The 18,977-nt window shown below is 74.9% G+C and carries 17 protein-coding genes and 1 pseudogene; 9 read left to right on the top strand and 9 right to left on the bottom strand.

What is annotated here, in order from left to right:
* The first annotated feature begins 172 nt into the window (after window positions 1-172).
* A complete protein-coding gene (locus NYF13_RS19925) occupies window positions 173-1,096 on the top strand; it encodes a hypothetical protein (RefSeq protein ID WP_315658744.1) in 924 nt (307 codons plus the stop codon).
* A 24-nt stretch (window positions 1,097-1,120) separates the two neighbouring features.
* Here NYF13_RS19925 and NYF13_RS19920 read toward each other — a convergent pair whose 3' ends face one another.
* The 4 genes and pseudogenes from NYF13_RS19920 to NYF13_RS19905 form a co-directional block, all read right to left on the bottom strand.
* Window positions 1,121-1,954 (bottom strand): spermidine synthase, encoded by an 834-nt coding sequence (locus tag NYF13_RS19920; protein ID WP_315658742.1) that lies wholly within the window; start codon window positions 1,952-1,954, stop codon window positions 1,121-1,123.
* The gene (gene speD, locus NYF13_RS19915; protein WP_315660371.1) at window positions 1,921-2,343 is read right to left on the bottom strand and encodes an adenosylmethionine decarboxylase; all 423 of its coding nucleotides are present in this window, start codon (window positions 2,341-2,343) and stop codon (window positions 1,921-1,923) included. Before speD ends, NYF13_RS19920 begins: the two co-directional genes overlap by 34 nt.
* A 60-nt stretch (window positions 2,344-2,403) precedes the next feature.
* Window positions 2,404-3,447 (bottom strand): annotated as a pseudogene (locus NYF13_RS19910) (alanine racemase); the annotation flags it as partial.
* A gap of 131 nt (window positions 3,448-3,578) precedes the next feature.
* Window positions 3,579-5,090: an FAD-dependent oxidoreductase gene (locus NYF13_RS19905; protein ID WP_315658741.1), complete on the bottom strand. Its 1,512-nt coding sequence runs from the start codon at window positions 5,088-5,090 to the stop codon at window positions 3,579-3,581.
* Window positions 5,091-5,177: 87 nt separating this feature from the next.
* Here NYF13_RS19905 and NYF13_RS19900 point away from each other — a divergent pair, with 87 nt between their 5' ends.
* From NYF13_RS19900 to NYF13_RS19890, 3 genes are all read left to right on the top strand, one after another.
* Window positions 5,178-6,251, top strand: a complete 1,074-nt coding sequence (locus NYF13_RS19900; protein ID WP_315658740.1) for a TetR/AcrR family transcriptional regulator C-terminal ligand-binding domain-containing protein — start codon at window positions 5,178-5,180, stop codon at window positions 6,249-6,251.
* Window positions 6,252-6,416: 165 nt separating this feature from the next.
* On the top strand, window positions 6,417-6,575 hold the full coding sequence (locus NYF13_RS19895; protein WP_315658738.1) for a hypothetical protein: 159 nt from the start codon (window positions 6,417-6,419) through the stop codon (window positions 6,573-6,575).
* 164 nt (window positions 6,576-6,739) lie between these two features.
* The gene (locus tag NYF13_RS19890; protein ID WP_315658736.1) at window positions 6,740-6,949 is read left to right on the top strand and encodes a CsbD family protein; all 210 of its coding nucleotides are present in this window, start codon (window positions 6,740-6,742) and stop codon (window positions 6,947-6,949) included.
* A 130-nt stretch (window positions 6,950-7,079) separates the two neighbouring features.
* Here NYF13_RS19890 and NYF13_RS19885 read toward each other — a convergent pair whose 3' ends face one another.
* Complete coding sequence (locus NYF13_RS19885) at window positions 7,080-7,967, bottom strand: oxidoreductase (protein ID WP_315658735.1); 888 nt, start codon at window positions 7,965-7,967, stop codon at window positions 7,080-7,082.
* A gap of 156 nt (window positions 7,968-8,123) precedes the next feature.
* Here NYF13_RS19885 and NYF13_RS19880 point away from each other — a divergent pair, with 156 nt between their 5' ends.
* The 5 genes from NYF13_RS19880 to NYF13_RS19860 all read left to right on the top strand — a co-directional run bounded on the left by NYF13_RS19880 (window position 8,124) and on the right by NYF13_RS19860 (window position 12,901).
* Window positions 8,124-8,888 (top strand): IclR family transcriptional regulator, encoded by a 765-nt coding sequence (locus tag NYF13_RS19880; RefSeq protein ID WP_315658734.1) that lies wholly within the window; start codon window positions 8,124-8,126, stop codon window positions 8,886-8,888.
* A 76-nt stretch (window positions 8,889-8,964) separates the two neighbouring features.
* Window positions 8,965-9,489: a PadR family transcriptional regulator gene (locus NYF13_RS19875; protein WP_315658733.1), complete on the top strand. Its 525-nt coding sequence runs from the start codon at window positions 8,965-8,967 to the stop codon at window positions 9,487-9,489.
* Window positions 9,486-10,232, top strand: a complete 747-nt coding sequence (locus tag NYF13_RS19870; RefSeq protein WP_315658732.1) for an ABC transporter ATP-binding protein — start codon at window positions 9,486-9,488, stop codon at window positions 10,230-10,232. The genes NYF13_RS19875 and NYF13_RS19870 overlap by 4 nt, the downstream gene beginning before the upstream one ends.
* On the top strand, window positions 10,229-12,535 hold the full coding sequence (locus NYF13_RS19865; protein WP_315658730.1) for an FtsX-like permease family protein: 2,307 nt from the start codon (window positions 10,229-10,231) through the stop codon (window positions 12,533-12,535). The genes NYF13_RS19870 and NYF13_RS19865 overlap by 4 nt, the downstream gene beginning before the upstream one ends.
* 165 nt (window positions 12,536-12,700) lie before the next feature.
* A complete protein-coding gene (locus NYF13_RS19860; RefSeq protein ID WP_315658728.1) occupies window positions 12,701-12,901 on the top strand; it encodes a hypothetical protein in 201 nt (66 codons plus the stop codon).
* 92 nt (window positions 12,902-12,993) lie between these two features.
* Here the strand turns inward: NYF13_RS19860 and NYF13_RS19855 are convergent, their stop codons facing one another.
* From NYF13_RS19855 to NYF13_RS19840, 4 genes are all read right to left on the bottom strand, one after another.
* A complete protein-coding gene (locus NYF13_RS19855) occupies window positions 12,994-15,714 on the bottom strand; it encodes an AAA family ATPase (RefSeq protein WP_315658727.1) in 2,721 nt (906 codons plus the stop codon).
* Between the two features lie 202 nt (window positions 15,715-15,916).
* Window positions 15,917-16,600, bottom strand: a complete 684-nt coding sequence (locus tag NYF13_RS19850) for a glycosyltransferase family 2 protein (protein ID WP_315658726.1) — start codon at window positions 16,598-16,600, stop codon at window positions 15,917-15,919.
* On the bottom strand, window positions 16,597-17,874 hold the full coding sequence (locus NYF13_RS19845) for a bifunctional PIG-L family deacetylase/class I SAM-dependent methyltransferase (protein WP_315658725.1): 1,278 nt from the start codon (window positions 17,872-17,874) through the stop codon (window positions 16,597-16,599). Before NYF13_RS19845 ends, NYF13_RS19850 begins: the two co-directional genes overlap by 4 nt.
* A complete protein-coding gene (locus tag NYF13_RS19840) occupies window positions 17,871-18,851 on the bottom strand; it encodes an acyl-CoA dehydrogenase family protein (protein ID WP_315658723.1) in 981 nt (326 codons plus the stop codon). The genes NYF13_RS19845 and NYF13_RS19840 overlap by 4 nt, the downstream gene beginning before the upstream one ends.
* Window positions 18,852-18,977 lie beyond the last annotated feature (126 nt).

The raw sequence follows: 18,977 nt of genomic DNA, 5'->3' as shown, positions 1-18,977 counted from the left end.
GACCGCCCGGCACTCCGGCCGTTCCGGAGTACCGGCCGTTCCGGAGTACACAGCCGTTCCGGAATACACAGTGGACAAGGTTCGGCCGCCGGAACCGGCCGCGCCGGTGGGCGGGGTGCCGGGCCCCCGCGACCGGGGGACAACCTCGCCGGGTCCGCCGCGTCTACCGGGTATGAACCAGAAGTCACGGGTGCTGACCCGGCCACGCGCGGTGGCGGTGGTCCTCGGCCTGGTGCTGGCGGCCACCACGGTCCCGGCCGCCGCGGCGACCGCGGAGACCGGGCAGGTGGTGACGGCGGTCGCCGCGGGGGACCGGTCGGCGGCGCTGGCCTACTGGACCCCGGAGCGGATCGCGCAGCAGGGCGAGTTCGACGGGCTGCCCCCGGCCGAGACCATCGGCAAGGTGTGGCCCGGCCCGGTGCCACCCGGGGTCGGGCGGCTGTTCTTCACCGCCGTGCCCGGCGGCGACGAGTCCTGCACCGCGACCGTGGTGCCCAGCCCGAGCCGGGACGTGGTGTTCACCGCGGGGCACTGCCTCAACGGCGGCACCGACCGCTACGACCGGCCGATCAGGATGACCAACCTGGTCTTCGTGCCCGGCTACGACCACGGGGCCCAGCCGCACGGGATGTTCGCCGCGCGGGCGTTCGCCTGGTCGGACACCTACAGCGGCCCGTCCAGCGCGCTCGACGACGACGGGGTGATCGCCCTCGACCCGGCCGGCGGCCGGCACGTGGCCGACGCCGCGGGCACCCAGGACATCTCGTTCGGCCCGGTGGCCTCTCCGGTGGACACGACCATGTTCGGCTACCCGGTGTCCCGGCTGGCCCACGGCGAGGCGCTGGAGTACTGCACCCGGCCCGCCACCCTGGTGGTCAACTCGGTCACCCGCGAATGGCACACCGGGTGCGATCTCGCGGGCGGTTCCAGCGGCGGCCCGTGGCTGCGGGACTTCGACCCCGCGACCGGCCGGGGAACCCTCTTCGCGGTCACCAGCCGGGGCACGGTCGACGAGGAGGGCGTCACCCAGGACCTCGACGGTGCGGAGCTGAGCGCCGCCGTGCACGCCCTGTACGACCGGGCCGGCGGGCTCTGACCGGGAGGCCGCCGGGCCGGCCGGTCACCGCCGGAGGCTGATCGGCGGCACCAGCGAACCGCGCAGGCTCAGCTCGTCGATCGTTTCCGGCCGGTAGCCCAGGGTGGGCAGGCGCCGGGCCATCGTCTCTTCGGGACTGTCCGCATCGGACCCGAAGAAGAACGCCCACTCGTGCTCGTCGGAGCCGAAGTAGACCGGGATCCGGAACGTCTCGGTGAACCGGCGCCAGCACCGCACCAGGGTCGAGTGGCGCCACAGCGTCGGGCAGCCGCCTTGCCCGGCCACCACCCCGCCGGGGGCGAGCAGCGCCCGGCACCGCTGCAGGAATTCCGTGCCGTACAGGCGGTTGTGCTGGGCGTCGGTGCCGTCCCGTTCGTCGGGCAGGTCGACCAGGACGATGTCGTAGGGCCCGGTGCGGGAGCGGACGAACTCCCAGCCGTCGGCGTAGTGCACGCGGATCGCGCCTTCGCCGCGTTCGGCCGCGGCGAGTTCGTCCGGCGAGTAGCCGTAGGGCAGGTGCTCGGCGCAGAGCCGGACCGCTTCGGCGTCGATGTCGACGTGGTCGACCACCGAAGCACCCGCGGCCACCGCGATCCGGCACACCACGCCCTCGCTCGAACCGATCACCAGCACCCGGTCCACCCGCTCGGCCAGCAGCAGCGCGGGCACGAGCAGGGCCTCGTGGTAGACGAGCTGGCTGAACTCGGTGCTCTGCCGCTCGTCGTCGCAGAACAGCGAGACGCCCTGGGCGGTCCGGCCGATCACCACGTGCTGGTAGGCGGTGCGGGCGTCGGCGAGCACTTCCGGCACGGACCAGACCCGGGTCAGGCCCTCGCCCAGCGGTTCCTCGATGTCCACCCGGTCTCCTGTCCTCTGTGGATGGTGGTGGTCCGCGCCACGCCCGCGCCGAGCCGGTCCCGCAGCACTTGCACGGCCAGCTCCGGGTCCGCCCGGCGGCCGCAGGTGAACACGTCGACGAACACCGAACCGAGCTCGGGGTAGGAGTGGATCGACGCGTGCGATTCCGAGAGCAGCGCGAGCACCGTGATGCCCTGCGGCTCGAACCGTTTGGCGGTCAGCTCGCAGACGGTCGCCCCCGCCTTCTCCAGGGCGATCCGCAGGCTTTCGCCGAGGAACCCGACGTCGTCGAGCACCTCGGGCGCGACGCCGTCGAACTCCGCGAGCACGTGCCGCCCGGCGAACTCGCCGACCGGCCCGGGCTCGCCGCCGACGAAGTGGGTCCGCAGCGGCGGGAACCCGTTGAACGACACCGAGGCGTAGCTCTGCGTGTACGCGCCGGTTTCCATCAGGTCGACGTGGTCGCCCGCCCGCAGCGCCAGCGGCAGGCGGTACGGGGTGCGCTGGTAGAGCACGTCGTCGCCGTCGCAGGTGGGCCCGGCGAGCACCACCGGGCCGTCCGGGGTGCCGTCGTGCGCGGTCTCCAGGCGGTAGGCGATGGCTTCGTTCTCGGTCTCGGCCAGCCCGCCGTAGCGCCCGATGTCCAGGTACACCCAGCGGTTGCCGTCCGTGGCGGACTTGCGGGAGACCAGCACGACCTCGCTGCGGATCATCCCGGCGCCGGCGACCACGGCCCGTCCCGGCTCGAACGCCAGCTCCGGCGCGACGGGGAAGTGCCGCCGGACCGACGCGCGGATGGCCGCGGCGTAGTCGGCCGGCGGCGGCGCCGGGGTGGTGTAGCGGCCCGGCAGCCCGCCGCCGAGGTTCAGCCCGCGCAGCACCACGCCCCGCGCGGCCACCGCCCGGGTGACCGCGGCGGCCGCGGCGATCCCGGTGTCCCAGGCGCCGGGATCGAGGTGCTGCGAGCCGACGTGGAAGGCGACCCCCTCGGGGTCCAGCCCCAGACCGGCGGCGCGGACGAGCAGGTCCACGGCCATTTCCGGGGCACAGCCGAACTTCTGGCCGAACGGGGTCAGCGAGCCGGGGCGGTCCACCGGGATCCGGCACGACACCGTGGAACCGGGTGCGTGCTCGGCGATGTTCTCGAGGTCCGGGAGGCTGTCGAAGGTGAAGCGGCGGACCCCGGCGCGGTGGGCGAAAGCGATGTCGCGCGCCTTCTTCACGGTGTTGCCGTAGGAGATCAGCTCGGGCCGGGCGCCCTCGGCCAGGCACAGCTCGATCTCCTCGCGCCCGGCCACGTCGAATCCGGCGCCCGCGCGGGCGAGCAGCCGGACGACCTCGGGCGCCGGGTTCGCCTTCACCGCGTAGTGCGCCCGCGCCTCGGGCAGCGCACCCGTCACCCGCGCCCAGCCGTCCCGCACCGCATCGAGGTCGACCACCAGGCACGGGGTCGGCGGACGGCGGTCGTCCAGGAACGCGCGGCACCGGTCCATCGCCTGCGGGAGCGCTTCGGTCACAGCGGCCAGCCTAGCTCGCGGGCCGCGCCGCCCGGCCGGGGCGACTCGGCGGCCACGCCCGCGACCGCTCGAACCGCCGGCCGCCGCGGACCCGAGCCTGGTGGGCTCTACGGGGTGGCGTGCGTACCGCCCGCGGTGGTCCGGTCCAGGTAGCCGGCCACGGCCCGGAGGTCGCCGGCGTCGGAGATCAGGGCGAGGTGACCGTCGGGGCGGATGAGCACGACAGTCCGCGCCGTCGCGCCGTAGGCCTCGGCCAGGTGGCCGCCGGTGTCGGCGATTTCACCGTCGGCAGCGGGCTCGGCGACGACCCGGAAGGCCCGGATCGCCGTCCGGATCGCGGGGTCCGGTGCGGGACCGAAGCTCAGCAGGGTGAAGTGACCGCCGCGGGTCAGGTCGAACAGCCGGCGCTCACCGTCCACGGTGGACAGCCCGGGCGCGTCGGGCGCGCGGTCGCCGGCGCGCAGCGGGGCGGTCTCGTCCCGGTCGTCGCGGGCCAGGGCCGATCCCCGGTAGCCGATGCCGAGCTGAGTGGTGCTCGCGTCGCGGTGGGTGGGAATGCTCCGCTGTTCCAGCGTCTGCCTCAGTCGCTCGTCCGACAGCGCGAGCACGCCGGCGGCGACCGGGAGCCGTTCGGACTCGTAGCTGTCGAGCAGCTCCGGCGCGGCGCCGTGCTCGACGGCGGCGAGCTTCCAGCCCAGGTTGGCCGCGTCCTGGATGCCGGTGTTCATCCCCTGGCCGCCGGCCGGGGAGTGGATGTGGGCGGCGTCGCCCGCGAGCAGGACGCGGCCCTCGCGGTAGCGGGCGGCGAGGCGGACGTTGGCCCGCCACAGGGAGACCCACTCCGGCTCGTGCAGGCGCAGGTCGGTGCGCCCGGTGCGCCGCTCGAGGATGGCCTGCAGGTTGGCCAGGCCGAGGCCGGCGTCCTGCCCGGGCGCGACGCCGGCCTGGTACTGGAACAGTCCGGTGGAGGGCAGCGGGCAGAGGGTGAACAGGCCCGCCTCGGACCGCCACATGTGCCAGGCGTCGCGGTCGAGACCGTCGACCGCGACATCGGCGACGATCGCCCGCACCTGCTCGCGGGTCTCGCCCTCGAAGGCGATACCGGCTTGCTTGCGGACCACGCTGTGCCCGCCGTCGCAGCCGACCAGCCAGCGCCCGGTGACGGTCTCGGTCCGGCCGTCTCGCACGAGGGTGGCCGCGACCCCGTCCTCGGACTGCTCGAAGCCGGTGAGCTCGGTGCCGAACTCGACCTCGCCGCCGAGCTCGGCCAGCCGTGACCGCAGGGCTTCCTCCACCCGCCACTCGGGGGTGATCACGCCGTCCGGGTAAGGGATGCCGGGGTTCTTCGCCGCGGTCCGCCCGCCGGACGACCCGACCTCGCCGTCCGGGCCGATCACCCGGATGGGCATCGCGGTTTCACCGTGGGCGAGCACCCGATCGACGAGTCCGAGGTCGTCGAACACCTCGAGGGTGCGGGGCTGGACGCCCTTGCCGCGCGAGCCGGGCTGCGGGCCGGGGGCGGCTTCCACCAGGCGGAACGGGACCCCGCTGCGAGCCAGCTCGCAGGCCAAGGTGAGCCCGGTCGGGCCCGCGCCGGCGATCAGCACTGCGGGTGCCATCCGCACTCCTTCGATCAAGAAACGGATTTACTTCTTACGAAGGTAGATCGCCTTGTCGGGAAAGGCAAGCCCTCCTAAGCTGTGGCGGTGACCACCGAGGAGCCCGCCGGTCCCCGACAGCGCCGTCGGCGCCAGCAGCGCCGTCGCGGGGAGCGGCTCGAAGCCGAGCTGCTGACCGCCGGCTGGGACGAGCTGACCGAGACCGGGTACGCCCGCCTCACGATGGAGTCGGTCGCGGCCCGGGCCCGGACCGGGAGCGCGGTGCTCTACCGCCGCTGGGCCAACAAGGACGAGCTGGTGCTGGCGGCGATCGAGCACCACCGCGGCGCCCACCCGGTCGCCGACGCCGACACCGGGACCCTCCGGGGCGATCTGCTGGCCCAGCTCACCGCGGTGAGCGAAGCGCTGGCCGGCTTCTTCGCCATCGCCGTGGCCGCGGTGTTCTCGGGGCTGATGGCCGACACCGGCCTGACCCCCGCGCAGGTGCGCGACCGGGTGCTGGACGCCCGGCGGCCGGCCCCGGTCCGCTCGCTGTACCAGCGCGCCCACGACCGGGGCGAGATCGACCTCGGCCGCCTTCCCGCCGCCGTGCTCGAGCTGCCCTTCGACCTGGTGCGCCACGATCTGCTGCTGGACCTCGCGCCGCTGAAGCCCGCCCGGGTGCGCTCGATCGTAGACGAGCTGTTCCTGCCGTTGCTGCGGACGTACCAAGCGCAGTTGACAGTTAAAGAGCTAACCTTCGACGGAAGTGAGACGAGGGTGCTCCGCTCGATCCTGGCGGCGCAGCGCCGGGTGGCCGGGGAGTGGGCGCGGTCGCGCGACCTCACCTTCGAGCAGGCCGTGGTGCTCGAACACCTGCAGCGCCGGCCCGGCGCCATCCAGCGGGACCTCGCGGACCTGACCCGGACGACGGCGGCGAACGTCTCGGTGCTGCTGAAAGGACTCGAACGCCGCGGCCTCGTGGAGCGCCGGATCGAGGCGGGGGACGAGCGCAGCAAGCGCGTCCGGCTGACCCCGGCGGGCAGTAGCCTGATCGACGGCTTCGAGTCCGCGCTGGCCGAGGCTGATCGGGCGGTTTTCGCCCCGTTGAGCGGGGTCGAGCAGTCCGGGCTGAGGGATCTGCTGCGAAAGGTGGCCGCGCCTTCCCCGGAGCGAGGCTGAGCGCTGACGGCGGTGGGGTGGGCGGCCCGGCCGGGCCGGTGAGTGTCCTCATCGGACCCGGGTGCTTTCGCCCTCCGGACGCGTAACGGTCATTCGTGACGCGTGACGCGCGCCCGCGCGCGAACCGGAATAGGCTCCGTGAGCTGTTCACTCTTGGAGGTAGTGATGATCGCGTTTCTCGGTGTGCTGCTGGTGATCTGGCTGGTGTGCGTGGTGCTCGGCTTCGTGATCAAGGGGCTGTTCTGGCTCGTGATCGTCGGGGCCGTGCTGTTCGTGGCCACCGCCGTGGTCGGTTTCGTGAAGCGCAAGGCGGTCAACCGCTGACCCGGCGCCCGTGACGAAGGCCCGGTCGCCGGCGGGCGGCCGGGCCTTCGACGCTCGGGTGACCGCCGTCACCGGACCGGGGCCGTGACGATCGCGCGCCGCCGGGTTCCTACCCGGTGAACGGCGCCCATCCCGGCGCGCCGGTGCGAACAGGGAGATCCGCGATGTCGTTGGGTGACAAGTTCAGCAACAAGGCCGAGGACCTCGGCGGCAAGGCCAAGGAGACGGCCGGCAAGGCGACCGGCGACGAGCACCTCCAGGCCGAGGGCCGGGGCGACCAGGCCAAGGCCGGGCTCAAGGACGCGGTCGAGGACGCCAAGGACGCCGTCGGTGACGTGGCCGACAAGGTCAAGAACGTCTTCAAGAAGGACTGAACCGGGTCGCCATCGGTGGCGCGCCGCGCTTTTCGGCGCGCCCGGTGGAGCCGGACGGCCCCGCGGAAGGATGATCCGCGGGGCCGTTTCGCTGGGTCTTTGCGCTGGGCCGTTGCGTGGGGCGGACGCCTCAGCCGGGACCTTCGCTCGCGGCCGCGAGCAGCGGCACCACCAGTTCGCTGATCGGGGTCGGGATGCCGTGGGCCCGGCCGCGGCGCAGCAGCACGCCGTTGCGGGTGTCCCACTCCAGCGGCCGCCCGGCTTCGCGGTCGGTGAGGATGGACGTGCCCAAATCGGGCGGGTACGAGCCGAACTGCTCGACGATCCGCTGCGGCACCCCGTCGTCCAGCGCCGCGCCCTCGGCCCGGGCCACCGCCAGGCCCTCCCGGAGGTAGGCCAGCGCCAGCCCGGCCACGTCGGCGCGGGTGAACATGCCGGCCCGGCGGCCCGCGAGGACCATCAGCCCGGCCACCGCGTTCTGCAGCAGCTTGCGCCACGCCACGGTGGTGAAGTCCGCCTCCACCACCACCTCGCACCGGGTGCCGCGCAGCGCCTCCCGCGCCACCTCGGCCGCCGGGGTGTCCGGCAGGCTCAGGCGCGTCGCGCCGCGCAGCCACACCGAACCGTCCGGCTGAGCCTGGGCCGGGAACCACACCACCGAGGGGATGAGCCGCGCGCCGGCGGGGACGGCGATCGAGTTCTGCTCGACGCCGTTCTGCAGGACGCAGACCACGGTTCCGGTGCGGCACAAGGCGGTCAGCCACGGCGCCGCGGCTTCGTTCTGGGTCGATTTCACGGCGAGGAAGATCAGGTCGACCGGATCGCCGGCCCGGGCCGGGTCGGTCCGCACCGGGCCGGGGACCCGCACCCGGGCGTCCGCCGCGTGCCACTCCAGGTGCTCTCGCGCGGTGCGGCCGCAGATCCTCGGGGTGCGGCCGGCTTCGTGCAGCGCCGCCGCCACGGTCGTGCCGATGGCGCCGGGGCCCACCACGGCGACGGTGCGGGTCGTCGAGGTCATCCTTCCTCCTCGGACATCTCGGAGATCTCCGAAATCCGGCCATGCCGCATGCTGGCACGAGGTACCGCACTGTGGGAGCCTGATGCGGGTGTCGCGGCGCGGACCGCCCCGACGGTCGTCAAGTATCCGGGTCCGAGCGGGAGCGAAGGCGTCAGGGTGGCCCAGGCGAAGAAGGCCATGAACAGCGTGCTGAGCACGCTGCGGGTGCTGGAGGAAGTGAGCGCCCGCCAGCCCATCGGGGTGTCGGAGCTGTCCCGGGTGATGGGCATCCCGAAGAGCTCGGTCCAGCGGTGCCTGGTCACCCTCCGCGAGGCCGGCTGGCTGCGGATCACCGATCCCGCGCGCTCGCGGTGGGGCGTCACGATGCGGGTGCTGGCCATCGGGTTGCGCGGGGCCGACGAGGAGGGCTTCCGCGACCTGGCCCGGCCGGTGATCAAGCGGCTCGCGGCCGAGACCGGTGAGACGGTGCACTTCGCCCTGCGCGACGGGGACCACCTCATCGTCGTGCTGCGCGAGGACGGCACCCACGCCGTGCGGGTGTTCGTCGAGATCGGCGCCCGGCTGCCGCTGCCGGTCACCTCGGCCGGGGTGGCGATCCTCGCCCGGCTCGGTGCGGACGAGGTGGCCGAGGTGCTCGAACGCGGCGTCGAGGACTTCGACGGTGAGGTGCCGGGGCCCGGGGAACTGCGCGAGGAGATCGCGCGGGCGGCGGAGCGCGGGTACGCGGTCACCCTGTCCGGCCGGGACCGTCCGCGAGTGGCGTCGTTCGGTGCGGTGGTCACCGGTTCGGCCGGGCTGCCGGTGGCGACGATCACGCTGTCCGTTCCGGAATTGCGCTTCGAGGCTGCACGGGAAGAGGACCTGGCGCGTTCGGTGGTCGGGGCCGCCGCCGAGCTCAGCCGGTTGATCGCCACGTCCTGAGCCGCCCGGGCCCTCCTCAATCGCTATGCGCGGGGTGTATAAACGTGACGTATACACCCCGTGTATTCTCGCGGCCATGTCCATCGCGAACACCTTGCTCGGACTGCTGGAGAGCGGGCCGAAGTACGGTTACGACCTCAAGCGGCTGCACGACGAGAGCTTCCAGCAAGACCGCCCCCTGCACTACGGGCAGGTGTACTCCACGCTCTCGCGGCTGCTGCGCAACGGGCTGGTCGAGGAGAAGGGGATCGAGCCCGGTGACGGGCCGGACCGCAAGCGCTACGCCATCACCGACGCCGGCGTCACGAACGTCGAAGAATGGCTCAGCACCCCGGAGAACCCCTCGCTCTACCTCCAGAACACCTTGTACACCAAGGTGGTGCTGGCTTTGCTGTCCGGGCGCAGCGCCGCCGAAGTGCTCGACGCGCAGCGGGCCGAGCACCTGCGCGCGATGCGGGAGCTCACCGCCCGCAAGACCGGGGGCGACCTGGCCGACCAGCTCATCTGCGACCACGCCCTGTTCCACCTCGAGGCGGACCTGCGCTGGCTGGAGCTGACCACGGCCCGGCTCGACGAACTGGCAGGAGCCCTGAAGCCGTGAACACCGAAGCCGTGAACACCGAAGCCGGGAACACCGCGGCCGATCCGGCCGAGCCGCTGCTCGGCGCCCGGGACCTGCGCAAGTCCTTCGGCCCCACCCTGGCGCTCGACGGTGCCGGGATCGACCTGCGGGCCGGTGAGATCGTCGCCGTGATGGGGCCTTCGGGCTCGGGCAAGTCGACCCTGCTGCACTGCCTGGCCGGGATCGTGCCCCCGGACTCCGGCGAGGTCCGCTACGCCGGCCGGGTGCTCTCGGCCCTGCCGGACCGCGAGCGCAGTGCCTTGCGGCGCAGCGATTTCGGCTTCGTCTTCCAGTTCGGCCAGCTCGTGCCGGAGCTGAGCTGCCTGGAGAACGTCGCGCTGCCGCTGCGGCTGGACGGGGTGCGGCGCAAGCCCGCCGAGCGGCTCGCGCGGGAGTGGCTGGACCGGCTGGAGGTCGGCGGCCTCGCGGACCAGCGGCCGGGCGAGGTGTCCGGCGGGCAGGGCCAGCGGGCCGCCATCGCGCGGGCGCTGGTGACCGGGCCGCGGGTGGTGTTCGCGGACGAGCCGACCGGCGCGCTCGACTCGCTCAACGGCGAGCGGGTGCTGCGGCTGTTCGCCACCGCCGCCCGGGAGACCGGCGCGGCCGTGCTGCTGGTCACCCACGAACCGCGGGTGGCCGCCTACGCCGATCGCGAGATCGTGGTGCGGGACGGCCGATCCCGCTCGTACGCGGCCGCCGGCCCGGCCCGGTCGCCGCGATGAGCGCGCCGATCCGGCACCGCGGGCGGCCCGCCGCCTGGGCCGCCGATCTCGGGCTGGGGATCCGGCTGGCCGTCGGGGGCGGCCGGACCACGCGGACCGCGGTCGCGCGGCTGCTGCTGGGCACGCTCGGCATCGGCGTCGCGGTCACCGTGCTGCTGTTCGCGGCGTCGGCCGACCATGCGGTCTCCGAGCGCGACGCCCGCGCGTTGAGCAGCGTCGCGGCCCCGGGTGCGGGGCCCGGTGTCGCGCCGCTGATCGTGCTCGACAGCTCGACTTCGTTCCAGGGCCGCTACATCAAGGTGCGGTACGTGCACGCGAGCGGGCCCTCTTCGCCGGTGCCGCCGGGCCTGTCGCGGGTGCCCGCGCCCGGACAGAGCGTGCTGGCCCCGGCGCTGGCCGAACTGCTCCGGTCCGACGGCGGGGCCCTGCTGCGCCCACGGTTCCCCGGCCCGGTGGCCGGGACGATCGGGCAGGCCGGGCTGGTCAACCCCGACGATCTGCGCGCCTACATCGGTGCCGACGCCTCCCTGCAGGGCAAGCCGGTCTACGCCTTCGGCGGTCCCGCCACGCCGAGCGGGCTCGACCCGGCGCTGATGACGTTGCTGCTGATCGGGATCGTCTCCCTGCTGGCCCCGGTGTTCGTGTTCGTGGCGACCTCGGCGCGGGTCGCGGGGGCCGAGCGCGACCGGCGGCTGGCCGCGCTGCGGCTGGTCGGCTCGGACCTGCCGCAGGTCCGCCGGATCGCCGCGGCCGAGGCCGTGGTCACCGCGGCGGCCGGGCTGGTGCTGGGCGCCGGGGCGTTCCTGCTCCTGCGGCGGCTGGCCCCTTCGGTGCGGGTGCGGGACGGAAGCCTGTTCGTCAGCGACGTCACCCCGCCGTGGCCGCTCGTGGTCGTGGTGGTGCTGGTGGTGCCCGCGCTGTCGGTGCTCAGCTCGCTGTTCGCCCTGCGCGGCACGGCGATCGAGCCGCTCGGCGTGGTCCGGCGGGCCAAGCCTGTCCGGCGGCGGCTGTGGTGGCGGGTGCTGCCGATCGGGGCCGGGGTGGCCGCGCTGGTCCTGGTTTCGCAGGAGCAGCCGTCCCGGCTGAGCACCCCGGCCATCGCGGGCGGGGTGACCTGCCTGCTGGTCGGGGTCCCGGCCCTGCTGCCCTGGCTGCTGGAGCGCGGGGTCGCGCGGTGGCGCGGCGGGCGCCCGGCGGTCCAGCTCGCGGTCCGGCGCCTGCAACTCGACAGCGGCACCCCGGCCCGCGTGGTCGCCGGAATCGCCGTGGTGCTGGCCGGGGCGATCGCGGTGCAGTCGCTGCTGGTCGGGCAGGCCCGGACCTACGAGCCGGTCCGGCCGTCGCGGCCGCCCACCCTGAGCCTGGACGTGACCACCGACGCCGCCACCGCGGGCCCGGCCGCGGCCGCGCTGGCCCGGGTGCCGGGGCTGCGGCCGGTGTACCTGACGCAGCAGGTGAACCTGGCGGAGGAGCAGGACCCGGCCCGGTCGCTCGGCGTCACGGTCGCCGACTGCGCGACCTGGCGGGCCCTGGCCGGGCTGCGGAACTGCCGGGACGGCGCGGTCTACGTGGACCCGGACCGGCTGAAGGCCCTCCATACCGGACAGTCCTATCCGGCCACGGCCTACGCCGAGGCCCCGGCCCCGATCGGGGCCTGGACGGTGCCGGAGCTGACCCCGGCCGAGGTGCCGGCCACCCCGGGCGCCGGCGACCGCAGGTACGAGGTGATGGCCACCCCCGGGGCGATGGCCGGGGTCGACCTGAGCCGGGTCGAGGCCGGCGGCAGCGTCCTGACCACCACGGCCGACCCGGCGCTGGCCGAAGCGGCGGGCAACGCGCTGGCCCCGTTCTCCTGGCACGCCTCGGTGTACGTGGTGTCCTCGGCCCGGTTGAGCGACAGCCAGCAGTCGTACCTGACCATCCGGGCCGGGCTGCTCGCCGGCTCGGTGTTCACCCTGCTGCTGGCCGGGGTGAGCCTGCTCGTGCTCGGACTGGAGCAACTGCGGGAACGGCGGCGCACCATCGCGGTGCTGGCCGCGACCGGGGTCCCGCTGCGGGTGCTGGCCCGGTCCGTGGTGTGGCAGAACGCGATTCCGCTGCTGCTCGGGATCGTGACCGCGGTGGCCACCGGGATCGTGCTCTCGGCGCTGGCCTCCCACCTCGGGCGCGTGGGCTTCACCGTCGACTGGCTTTCGGTCGGGGTGCTCAGCGCGTCCGCGGCGGCGCTGGTGCTGCTGGTGACCGCGATGACGCTGCCTTCGCTGCGCGGGGCGGCCCGGCTGGCTTCGATGCGCACCGAGTAGCCCCCGGTCGGCGTCCGGGCCCATCGTCGTGGCCGAATCCGGGCGGTGGGGGAGTTTCGGTAGCGGGGCGGACCGGCGGAGGGGCGCGATGATGACGGTCGGCGGCGGCCCGGTTTCCCGGGACGGCACCAACGTCCGCTTCCTGACCGGAGGCGAGAGCGTGCCGTGGGTCATCGTGCCCGGCCCGGTTCGGCCCGGCTGGTGGACGACGTCTGCGCCGGGCTCGGGATGGAACGGCTGGCGCTGCCCAAGCCGCCGGTCGTGCTGCTCGGCGAGGTGCTCGACCCGATGCTGTGGTCCTGCCGCCGGGCGCTCGCCCCGGGGCGGCCGAAGGACGCGGCCCGCACCGCCCTCGCGGTGAGCTGATCCCCGGCCGGGCCCGCTTCCCGCACTCGATGGACCGGGTCGCGTCGGGGCCGGTCGAAGAAAACCGGGACCACGACCGGGATCGCCCGCGGCTACCGGTCCGGCGCGAGCAGTTCCGGGCGGTCCCTGAGCTGCCGCCGGGAGGTCAGGCCGAGCTTGCGGAAGATGGCCCGCAGGTGCGCGTCGACCGTGCGCTTGCTGAGGAACAGCTGGGTGGCGACCTCGTTCGAAGTCGCCCCCGAGGCCACCAGCCGGGCCACCGCGAGCTGCTGCACCGAAAGCTTTTCGTGTGCCGGCGCGCGGCGGCGCCCGGCCGGTTGCCCGGCGGCGCGCAGCTCCTCGGCGGCGCGGCCGGCGAAACCGTCGGCGCCCGAGTGCGAGAGCAGTTCGTGGGCGGTGCGCAGCTCCCGCAGGCTGTCGTCGCGGCGACCTTGACGCCGCAGCCATTGCCCGTACAGCAGGTGCGCCCGGCCCTGGTAGGGCAGCACCCGGCTCTGCGCCAGGCACTCGACCGCTTCCCGGTAGTCGTCCTCGACGCCCGTCACCAGGCCGCGGGCGTAGGCCGCGACCCCGTGCCCGAGCTCGGTGCCCGCGGCCCGGGTGCGTTCGGTCAGCGACTCCAGCGCCCGCGCGGCCTCCGCGGGCTCGTGGCAGTGCACGGCCGCCTCGACGAGCTCCGGCAGCGCGATCCCGGTGAGGAACAGGTCGTCGTGCCCGGTCGCGGCCCGGGCCGAAGCCAGCGCGGCCGGGTAATCGGCGACCCCGTTGTACAGCAGGGCCGAGGTCCAGTGCCGGTTGGTCACCTGGGCCGCGCCGTCGAGGTCCGCGGCCGTGCGCAAGAGCTCTTGGGCCTCCTCCCGCCGCCCGCGGAGCGCGGCCAGCTGCAGCCGGGGGTAGAGCAGCGGGGGCTCGCCCGCCGCGTCGGCGATGGCCTCCTCCTCCGCCACGGCGGCGAGCGCCAGGCCGAGGTCGCCGGCGAAGGTGGCGGCGGTGGCCCGCTGCGCGAAGGCCAGCCGCAGCAGCCACGGCGAGCCCGATTCCCGGCCGGCCTTCACCAGCCACTCGGCTATGTCCGAGGAGGTGTCGTGGTCCCAGAGCTCGGTGCTGATCATCGACGCCAGCGCCGGATGCCGGGTCCACATCGGACCACTCTCGGCGTACAGCGTTTCGCGCAGCATCGGGATCGCCGCGGTGTAACCGCGCTCGGCCAGGGTGATCAACGCTTCGAGCAGGTCCGGGGAGCTCGGAGCGGGGGCCGCGGACCGGGCCGCGGTCACCACCTCGTCGACGACCCCGCCGGCGCGGCCGACGAGCAGGCTCATCTCCAGCGCGTCCAGGAAGCACTCGCGCGAACGATCGGGGTCCACTGTGGACAGGCGTCGCGCCGCGCGCGCGGTCAGCGCCGGCCCGCGGTCGTCGCCGGGGCGGGTGAAGGCGATCCGGCCCCGCAGCAGTTCGGCCCGGGCGCGGTGGGACTCCTCCAGCGCGGCCGGTTCGAGGGTGGCGAGCAGGTCGGCCGCCCGGCCGGTGGCCGCGGCTTCGAGGAAGGCCTCGGCCGCGGCCAGGGTGCGCTCGACCCGGCGCCGCGGGTCCAGCGACAGCGCGACCGAGCGTTCGAGGAACGCCGCCGCGGCCGCGACACCCCCGCGCGAGCGGGCCCGGGAGGCGCCGCGCTCCAGGTCGAGCGCCACGTCCTCGTCCGGTCCGACGCCGGCCCGAGCGCGGTGCCAGGCCCGCCGGTCCGGGGCCGTGCCCGGATCGGTGGCCCCGGCCAGGGCACCGTGGACCGCGCGCAGCACGTCTTCGCCGGCGGCGCGGTAGACCGCCGAACGCGCCAGGGGGTGGCAGAACCGGACGCGGGCGCCGAACTCCACCAGCCCGGCCGTGTCCGCGCCGGCCACCGGCACGGGGATGCGCAATGCTTCGGCGGCCGTCCACAGCAGACCGGGGTCGCCGGTGGGGTCGGCGCCGGCGAGGGTCAGCAGCAGCCGGGTCCGGTCGGGCAGCGCGGCCAGCCGGGCGCGGAAGCCGTCTTCGATCCGGGACGGCACCGAGGCGGCGGCGGGGGGTACGAAACCGCCGGCCCGGGGCAGTTCGAGCAGGGCGAGCGGATTGCCACCGGCCTCGGCGACCAGCCGGTCGCGGACCCGGTCGTCGAGCGGGAACGGGTGACGGGCGTCGAGCAGCGCCACGGCTTCGCGGTCGTCCAGCCCCGCCACCGCCAGCCCGGGCAGGCCGGCCAGCGTGGACCGGCCGGGCTGGCCGGGCTGGCTGGACTGGTTGGACACTGTGGACGGTGCGCGCAGTCCGAACAGCAGGGCCACCGAATCGGCGCCGAGCCGGCGGGCGAGGAAGGCCATCGCCTGCGAGGACGCCGCGTCCAGCCACTGCGCGTCATCGATCAGGCACAGCACCGGCTGGGCGCCGCTCACCGCCGTGACCAGTTCCAGCAGGGCCAGGCCGATCTGGAACGGCTGGGGTGTCCCGTCGGCCAGGCCGAACGCGATCCGCACCGCGTCGCGGTGCCGCTCCGGGACCTCGGCGAGGTGTTCGAGGATCGGCAGGCACAGCTGGTGCAGCGCGGAATAGGGCAGCTCCTGCTCGAATTCGGCGCCGGAGGCCCGCAGCACCCGGAAGCCGGCGGTCCGCCCGGCGTGGTCCAGCAGCGAGCTCTTGCCGATCCCGGCCTCGCCGCTGAGCACCAGCGCCCCACCCCGACCGGCCCGCGCGCCTTCGACCAGCTCCTCGATCCGCCGCTGCTCGCCACCACGCCCGACCAGCAGCGGCTCGGCTCCCGGCGGACGGCTGACCATGGCCGCCATCCTAGGCGCCGGACGGGCGGGGGAGACCGGCCGTCCGCTCAGGCACCCGGGGAGTAGGTGCGCGGGCCGGATTCCGGCACCTCGTGGAACCCGGCGAAGCCCGGAATCCTGGTGCGCCACCGCGGCCGTGGAGTGCGGTTCGCCGTCGCGGCCGGAGTCGGCCCTGGGCGACGTGGGTCCGGGCGGGCCGGTTTCAGAGCTGCCGTAGCAGTGAAGCGAGGCCGCCGGGGGCACGGCCGTCGAGGCGGGGGCTGGTGTGGACGACGGCGCGGGGCTCTGTGGCCAGCCGGTAGCCCGCGGCGGCCAGGCGGCGCCACAACGAGTGGTCCTCGCCGGTCGCGGTGGGGCCGAAGCCGCCGACCGCGGTGTGGGCGTCGGCGCGGACGGCCAGGTTGGCCCCGTAGACGTTGCCCGTCGTGCGTTCGGCGGTGTCGACCAGCTCCCGGTAGCGGAGGGCGGCGTCCGGGCTGCCGGGGAACGCGCCGGAGAGGTGGGCGGGGCCGGTGGTGGCGTGCCAGCCCCGGTGGGCGCGGGCGAGGTGGTGCCCGGCCCAGCCCGGGGTGACCTCGGTGTCGGCGTCGGTGTTGAGCAGCAGCAGCCGATCCGGCCGGTGGCCCGGGAGCAGCGCGAGCGCCCTCCGGCAGCCCAGGTCGCGGATCTCGCCGATGGTGCGATCCTCTTCGGACACCACCACGACCGCGCCGCCCGCCGAGGCCAGCTCCGCGGTTTCGTCGGTGCAGCGGTCGGCCACGAGGACCACGGTCCGGGCGATCGGGACGGGCAGCCCCAGCAGGGAGCGGTGGACGGCTCGCAGGCAGCCGGCCACCAGCGCGGCTTCGTCGCGGGCGGGCACGACCACGGCGACGGCGGTGATCACCGGCGCCTCAGCACGTCCAGGCGGAACTGCTCGTCCACGTGGGAGACCAGTGGCCGCAGCCCCGGATGGGCGGCCAGCCGCGCGTGCACCGCGGCGGCGTCGTGCGGGGCCTCGGGCGCCCAGGGCAGCCAGTGCTCCGCGAGCAGGTCGCCGCCCGGGCGCAGGGCCGCGACGGAGGCGTCGATCGTCGCGGTCAGATCGGCCTCGTCCAGGTAGTACAGCAGTTCGCTGTAGACGAACAGGTCCACCGGACCGGTCGGCAGGGCGCCGGGCACCCCGCCGGTGAGAACGTCCACATGGGACTGTCCACTGAGGCGCCGGCGGGCCTGGTCCGCGGCCTGGGGGACGGGATCGCAGGCGATCAGCCGATCGCATCGCGAAGCCAGCTCCGCGGTGAGCACGCCGGTGCCGCACCCCGGTTCCACGACGGTCCCGTAGTGCTCGCGGGGCAGCGCCGCCAGCAGGACCGCTCGTTTGCGCCGCTCGTACCAGCTGGTGGCGACCTGCCAGGGATCTTCGGAGCCGGAGTACAGCTCGGCGAAGCGGCCGACCGGGGCGGAACGGGCCGGGGGCTGGCGGAAGAACGTCTCGGCCGACCGGTCGAAGTGGGCCAGGACCTCCGGGGGCAGGATCGGCTCCTCGCCCCGCGGCCCCGGGTCCAGCTGTGAGGTGAATTCCCGCACCGCGGCGGTCTTCGCGGCGCGTTCGGCCTCGGTGAGCCGGTACGAGCGGGCCTGGGACCAGGGCGGTGCCGGCTCGTCCGGGCGGCGCCAGTGCCAGAGCCAGATCGGGTACGACCAGCAGTGCGCCGAGGCGGGTGCGCCCGCCAGCGCCGCCCGGCCCGCCGCCTGGTGATCGGGGTGCGGGTCGTCCGGCCACGGCATCAGGCACAGGTCACGGCCGGCGGCGTGCTCCCGCAGGGCGTCGGTGAGTTCGGCCCGGTGGGCCGCCAGCCCGGAGTCGGGCAGACCGAGCCAGACCGGCTCCAGGCCGGGAAGTCCTTGCGCGGCCAGGGATCGGCCCAGCTCGGCCCGGCGCCGGCGGCCCAGCCCGGCGCGCTCGGCCGGGCCGGCGGCGGGGAACGCCGCCTCCCCGTCGGTGGCGACCACCAGCGTGATCTCGGTCCCGGTGGCGTGCAGGTGCTGGAGCAACCCGCTCGCCCCCAGGGTTTCGTCGTCGGGATGGGCGGCGACCACCAGGGCGCGGCGGAAGGTTTCCCCGGGCCAGGCCGGGAATTCGCGGGTCCATTCGGCTTCCGGGATGAACGGTTTCACGCGCGCTGCTCCAGCACGCCCCGGCCGAGCGCGGCCAGGTCCCGCTCCGCGTGGTGCTGGCGGATGAACACCTGCAGGTCGGCCAGGTGCTGGGCGAAGCGGCGATCGCGGCACAGCAGCGCGGGGCCGGTGATCCGGGGCGCCCGGTCGACGACCTCCCGGGCGGTGTGCTCGACGCTCGCGCGGCAGGTGGCGTTGAGCAGACCCGGTTCGGCCGACCGCTCGATCACCGCGGCGGTGGAGCGCAGCAGCTCCTCCGACCCCCGCACCGCCGTGTGCAGGGCGCCGAGGTGGGCCAGCTGGTGCTCGTCCGCCCGGGGCCGCAGGTACTCGCACACGGCGTCGAGCAGGCCCGCCGCGCCGCCGAGCCACACCGCGGCCACACCGGTGCCGCCGAGCACGAAACCCGGTCGCGCCACGTACCAGCCCGGCGGGCCGACCTCGGTCGCGGGCACCCCTTCGAACCGGACGTCGCCGCTGTCGGAAGCGTCCATCCCGACCGACTGCCAGGCTTCCGGGTGCCGTTCGATGCCGGGCGCGGTCAGGTCCACCTCCACCAGGTGCTCGCCGGCGACCACCAGCGCGCGGTCGAGCCCGGTCAGCCCCGAGCAGAACCGGACGGTCCCGCGGAGCCCGTCCTCGCCCCAGGCCGCGCCGGTGCCGCCGGACTTGGCGGCCCAGACTCCGTACAGGGCAAGGGGTTCCGGGTGCAACCCGGCCTCGGCCAGGATCGCCACCGCGTCGGCGTGGCCCTCGGCGAGGCGGGCCAGCGCGAGGTCCCGGCGCCCCCACCGGGACAGGGCCGCCCAGCGGCGGGTCAGCGCCTCGGGACCGTCTCGGCCGGGCACCGGCAGATCGAGGTCCCCGGCGGCGAGCATCCGGCGCAGCTCGGCCCCGAGCGAGCCGGGGGTGCGGGGTTCCGGTCCGGTTCCGGGCTGGTCCGGATCGGATCGAGCGGTGCCCGGCGAAGCGGTCATGCGGGAGACCTCCGAGCGCATCGGCGTGGCTGGCCGATGGCATCGAAGCCCGCCGGCGACTGTCTACGAGGGACGCGGACGCGCCGTCTCTCCGCCGGGTTACCCCGCGGACGGCGTCCTACACCT

The organism is Amycolatopsis sp. PS_44_ISF1 (assembly GCF_032335455.1).
Taxonomy (GTDB): domain Bacteria; phylum Actinomycetota; class Actinomycetes; order Mycobacteriales; family Pseudonocardiaceae; genus Amycolatopsis.
The sequence above is the reverse complement of the archived record's forward strand: the minus strand, read 5'-3'. Positions and strand labels throughout refer to the sequence as shown.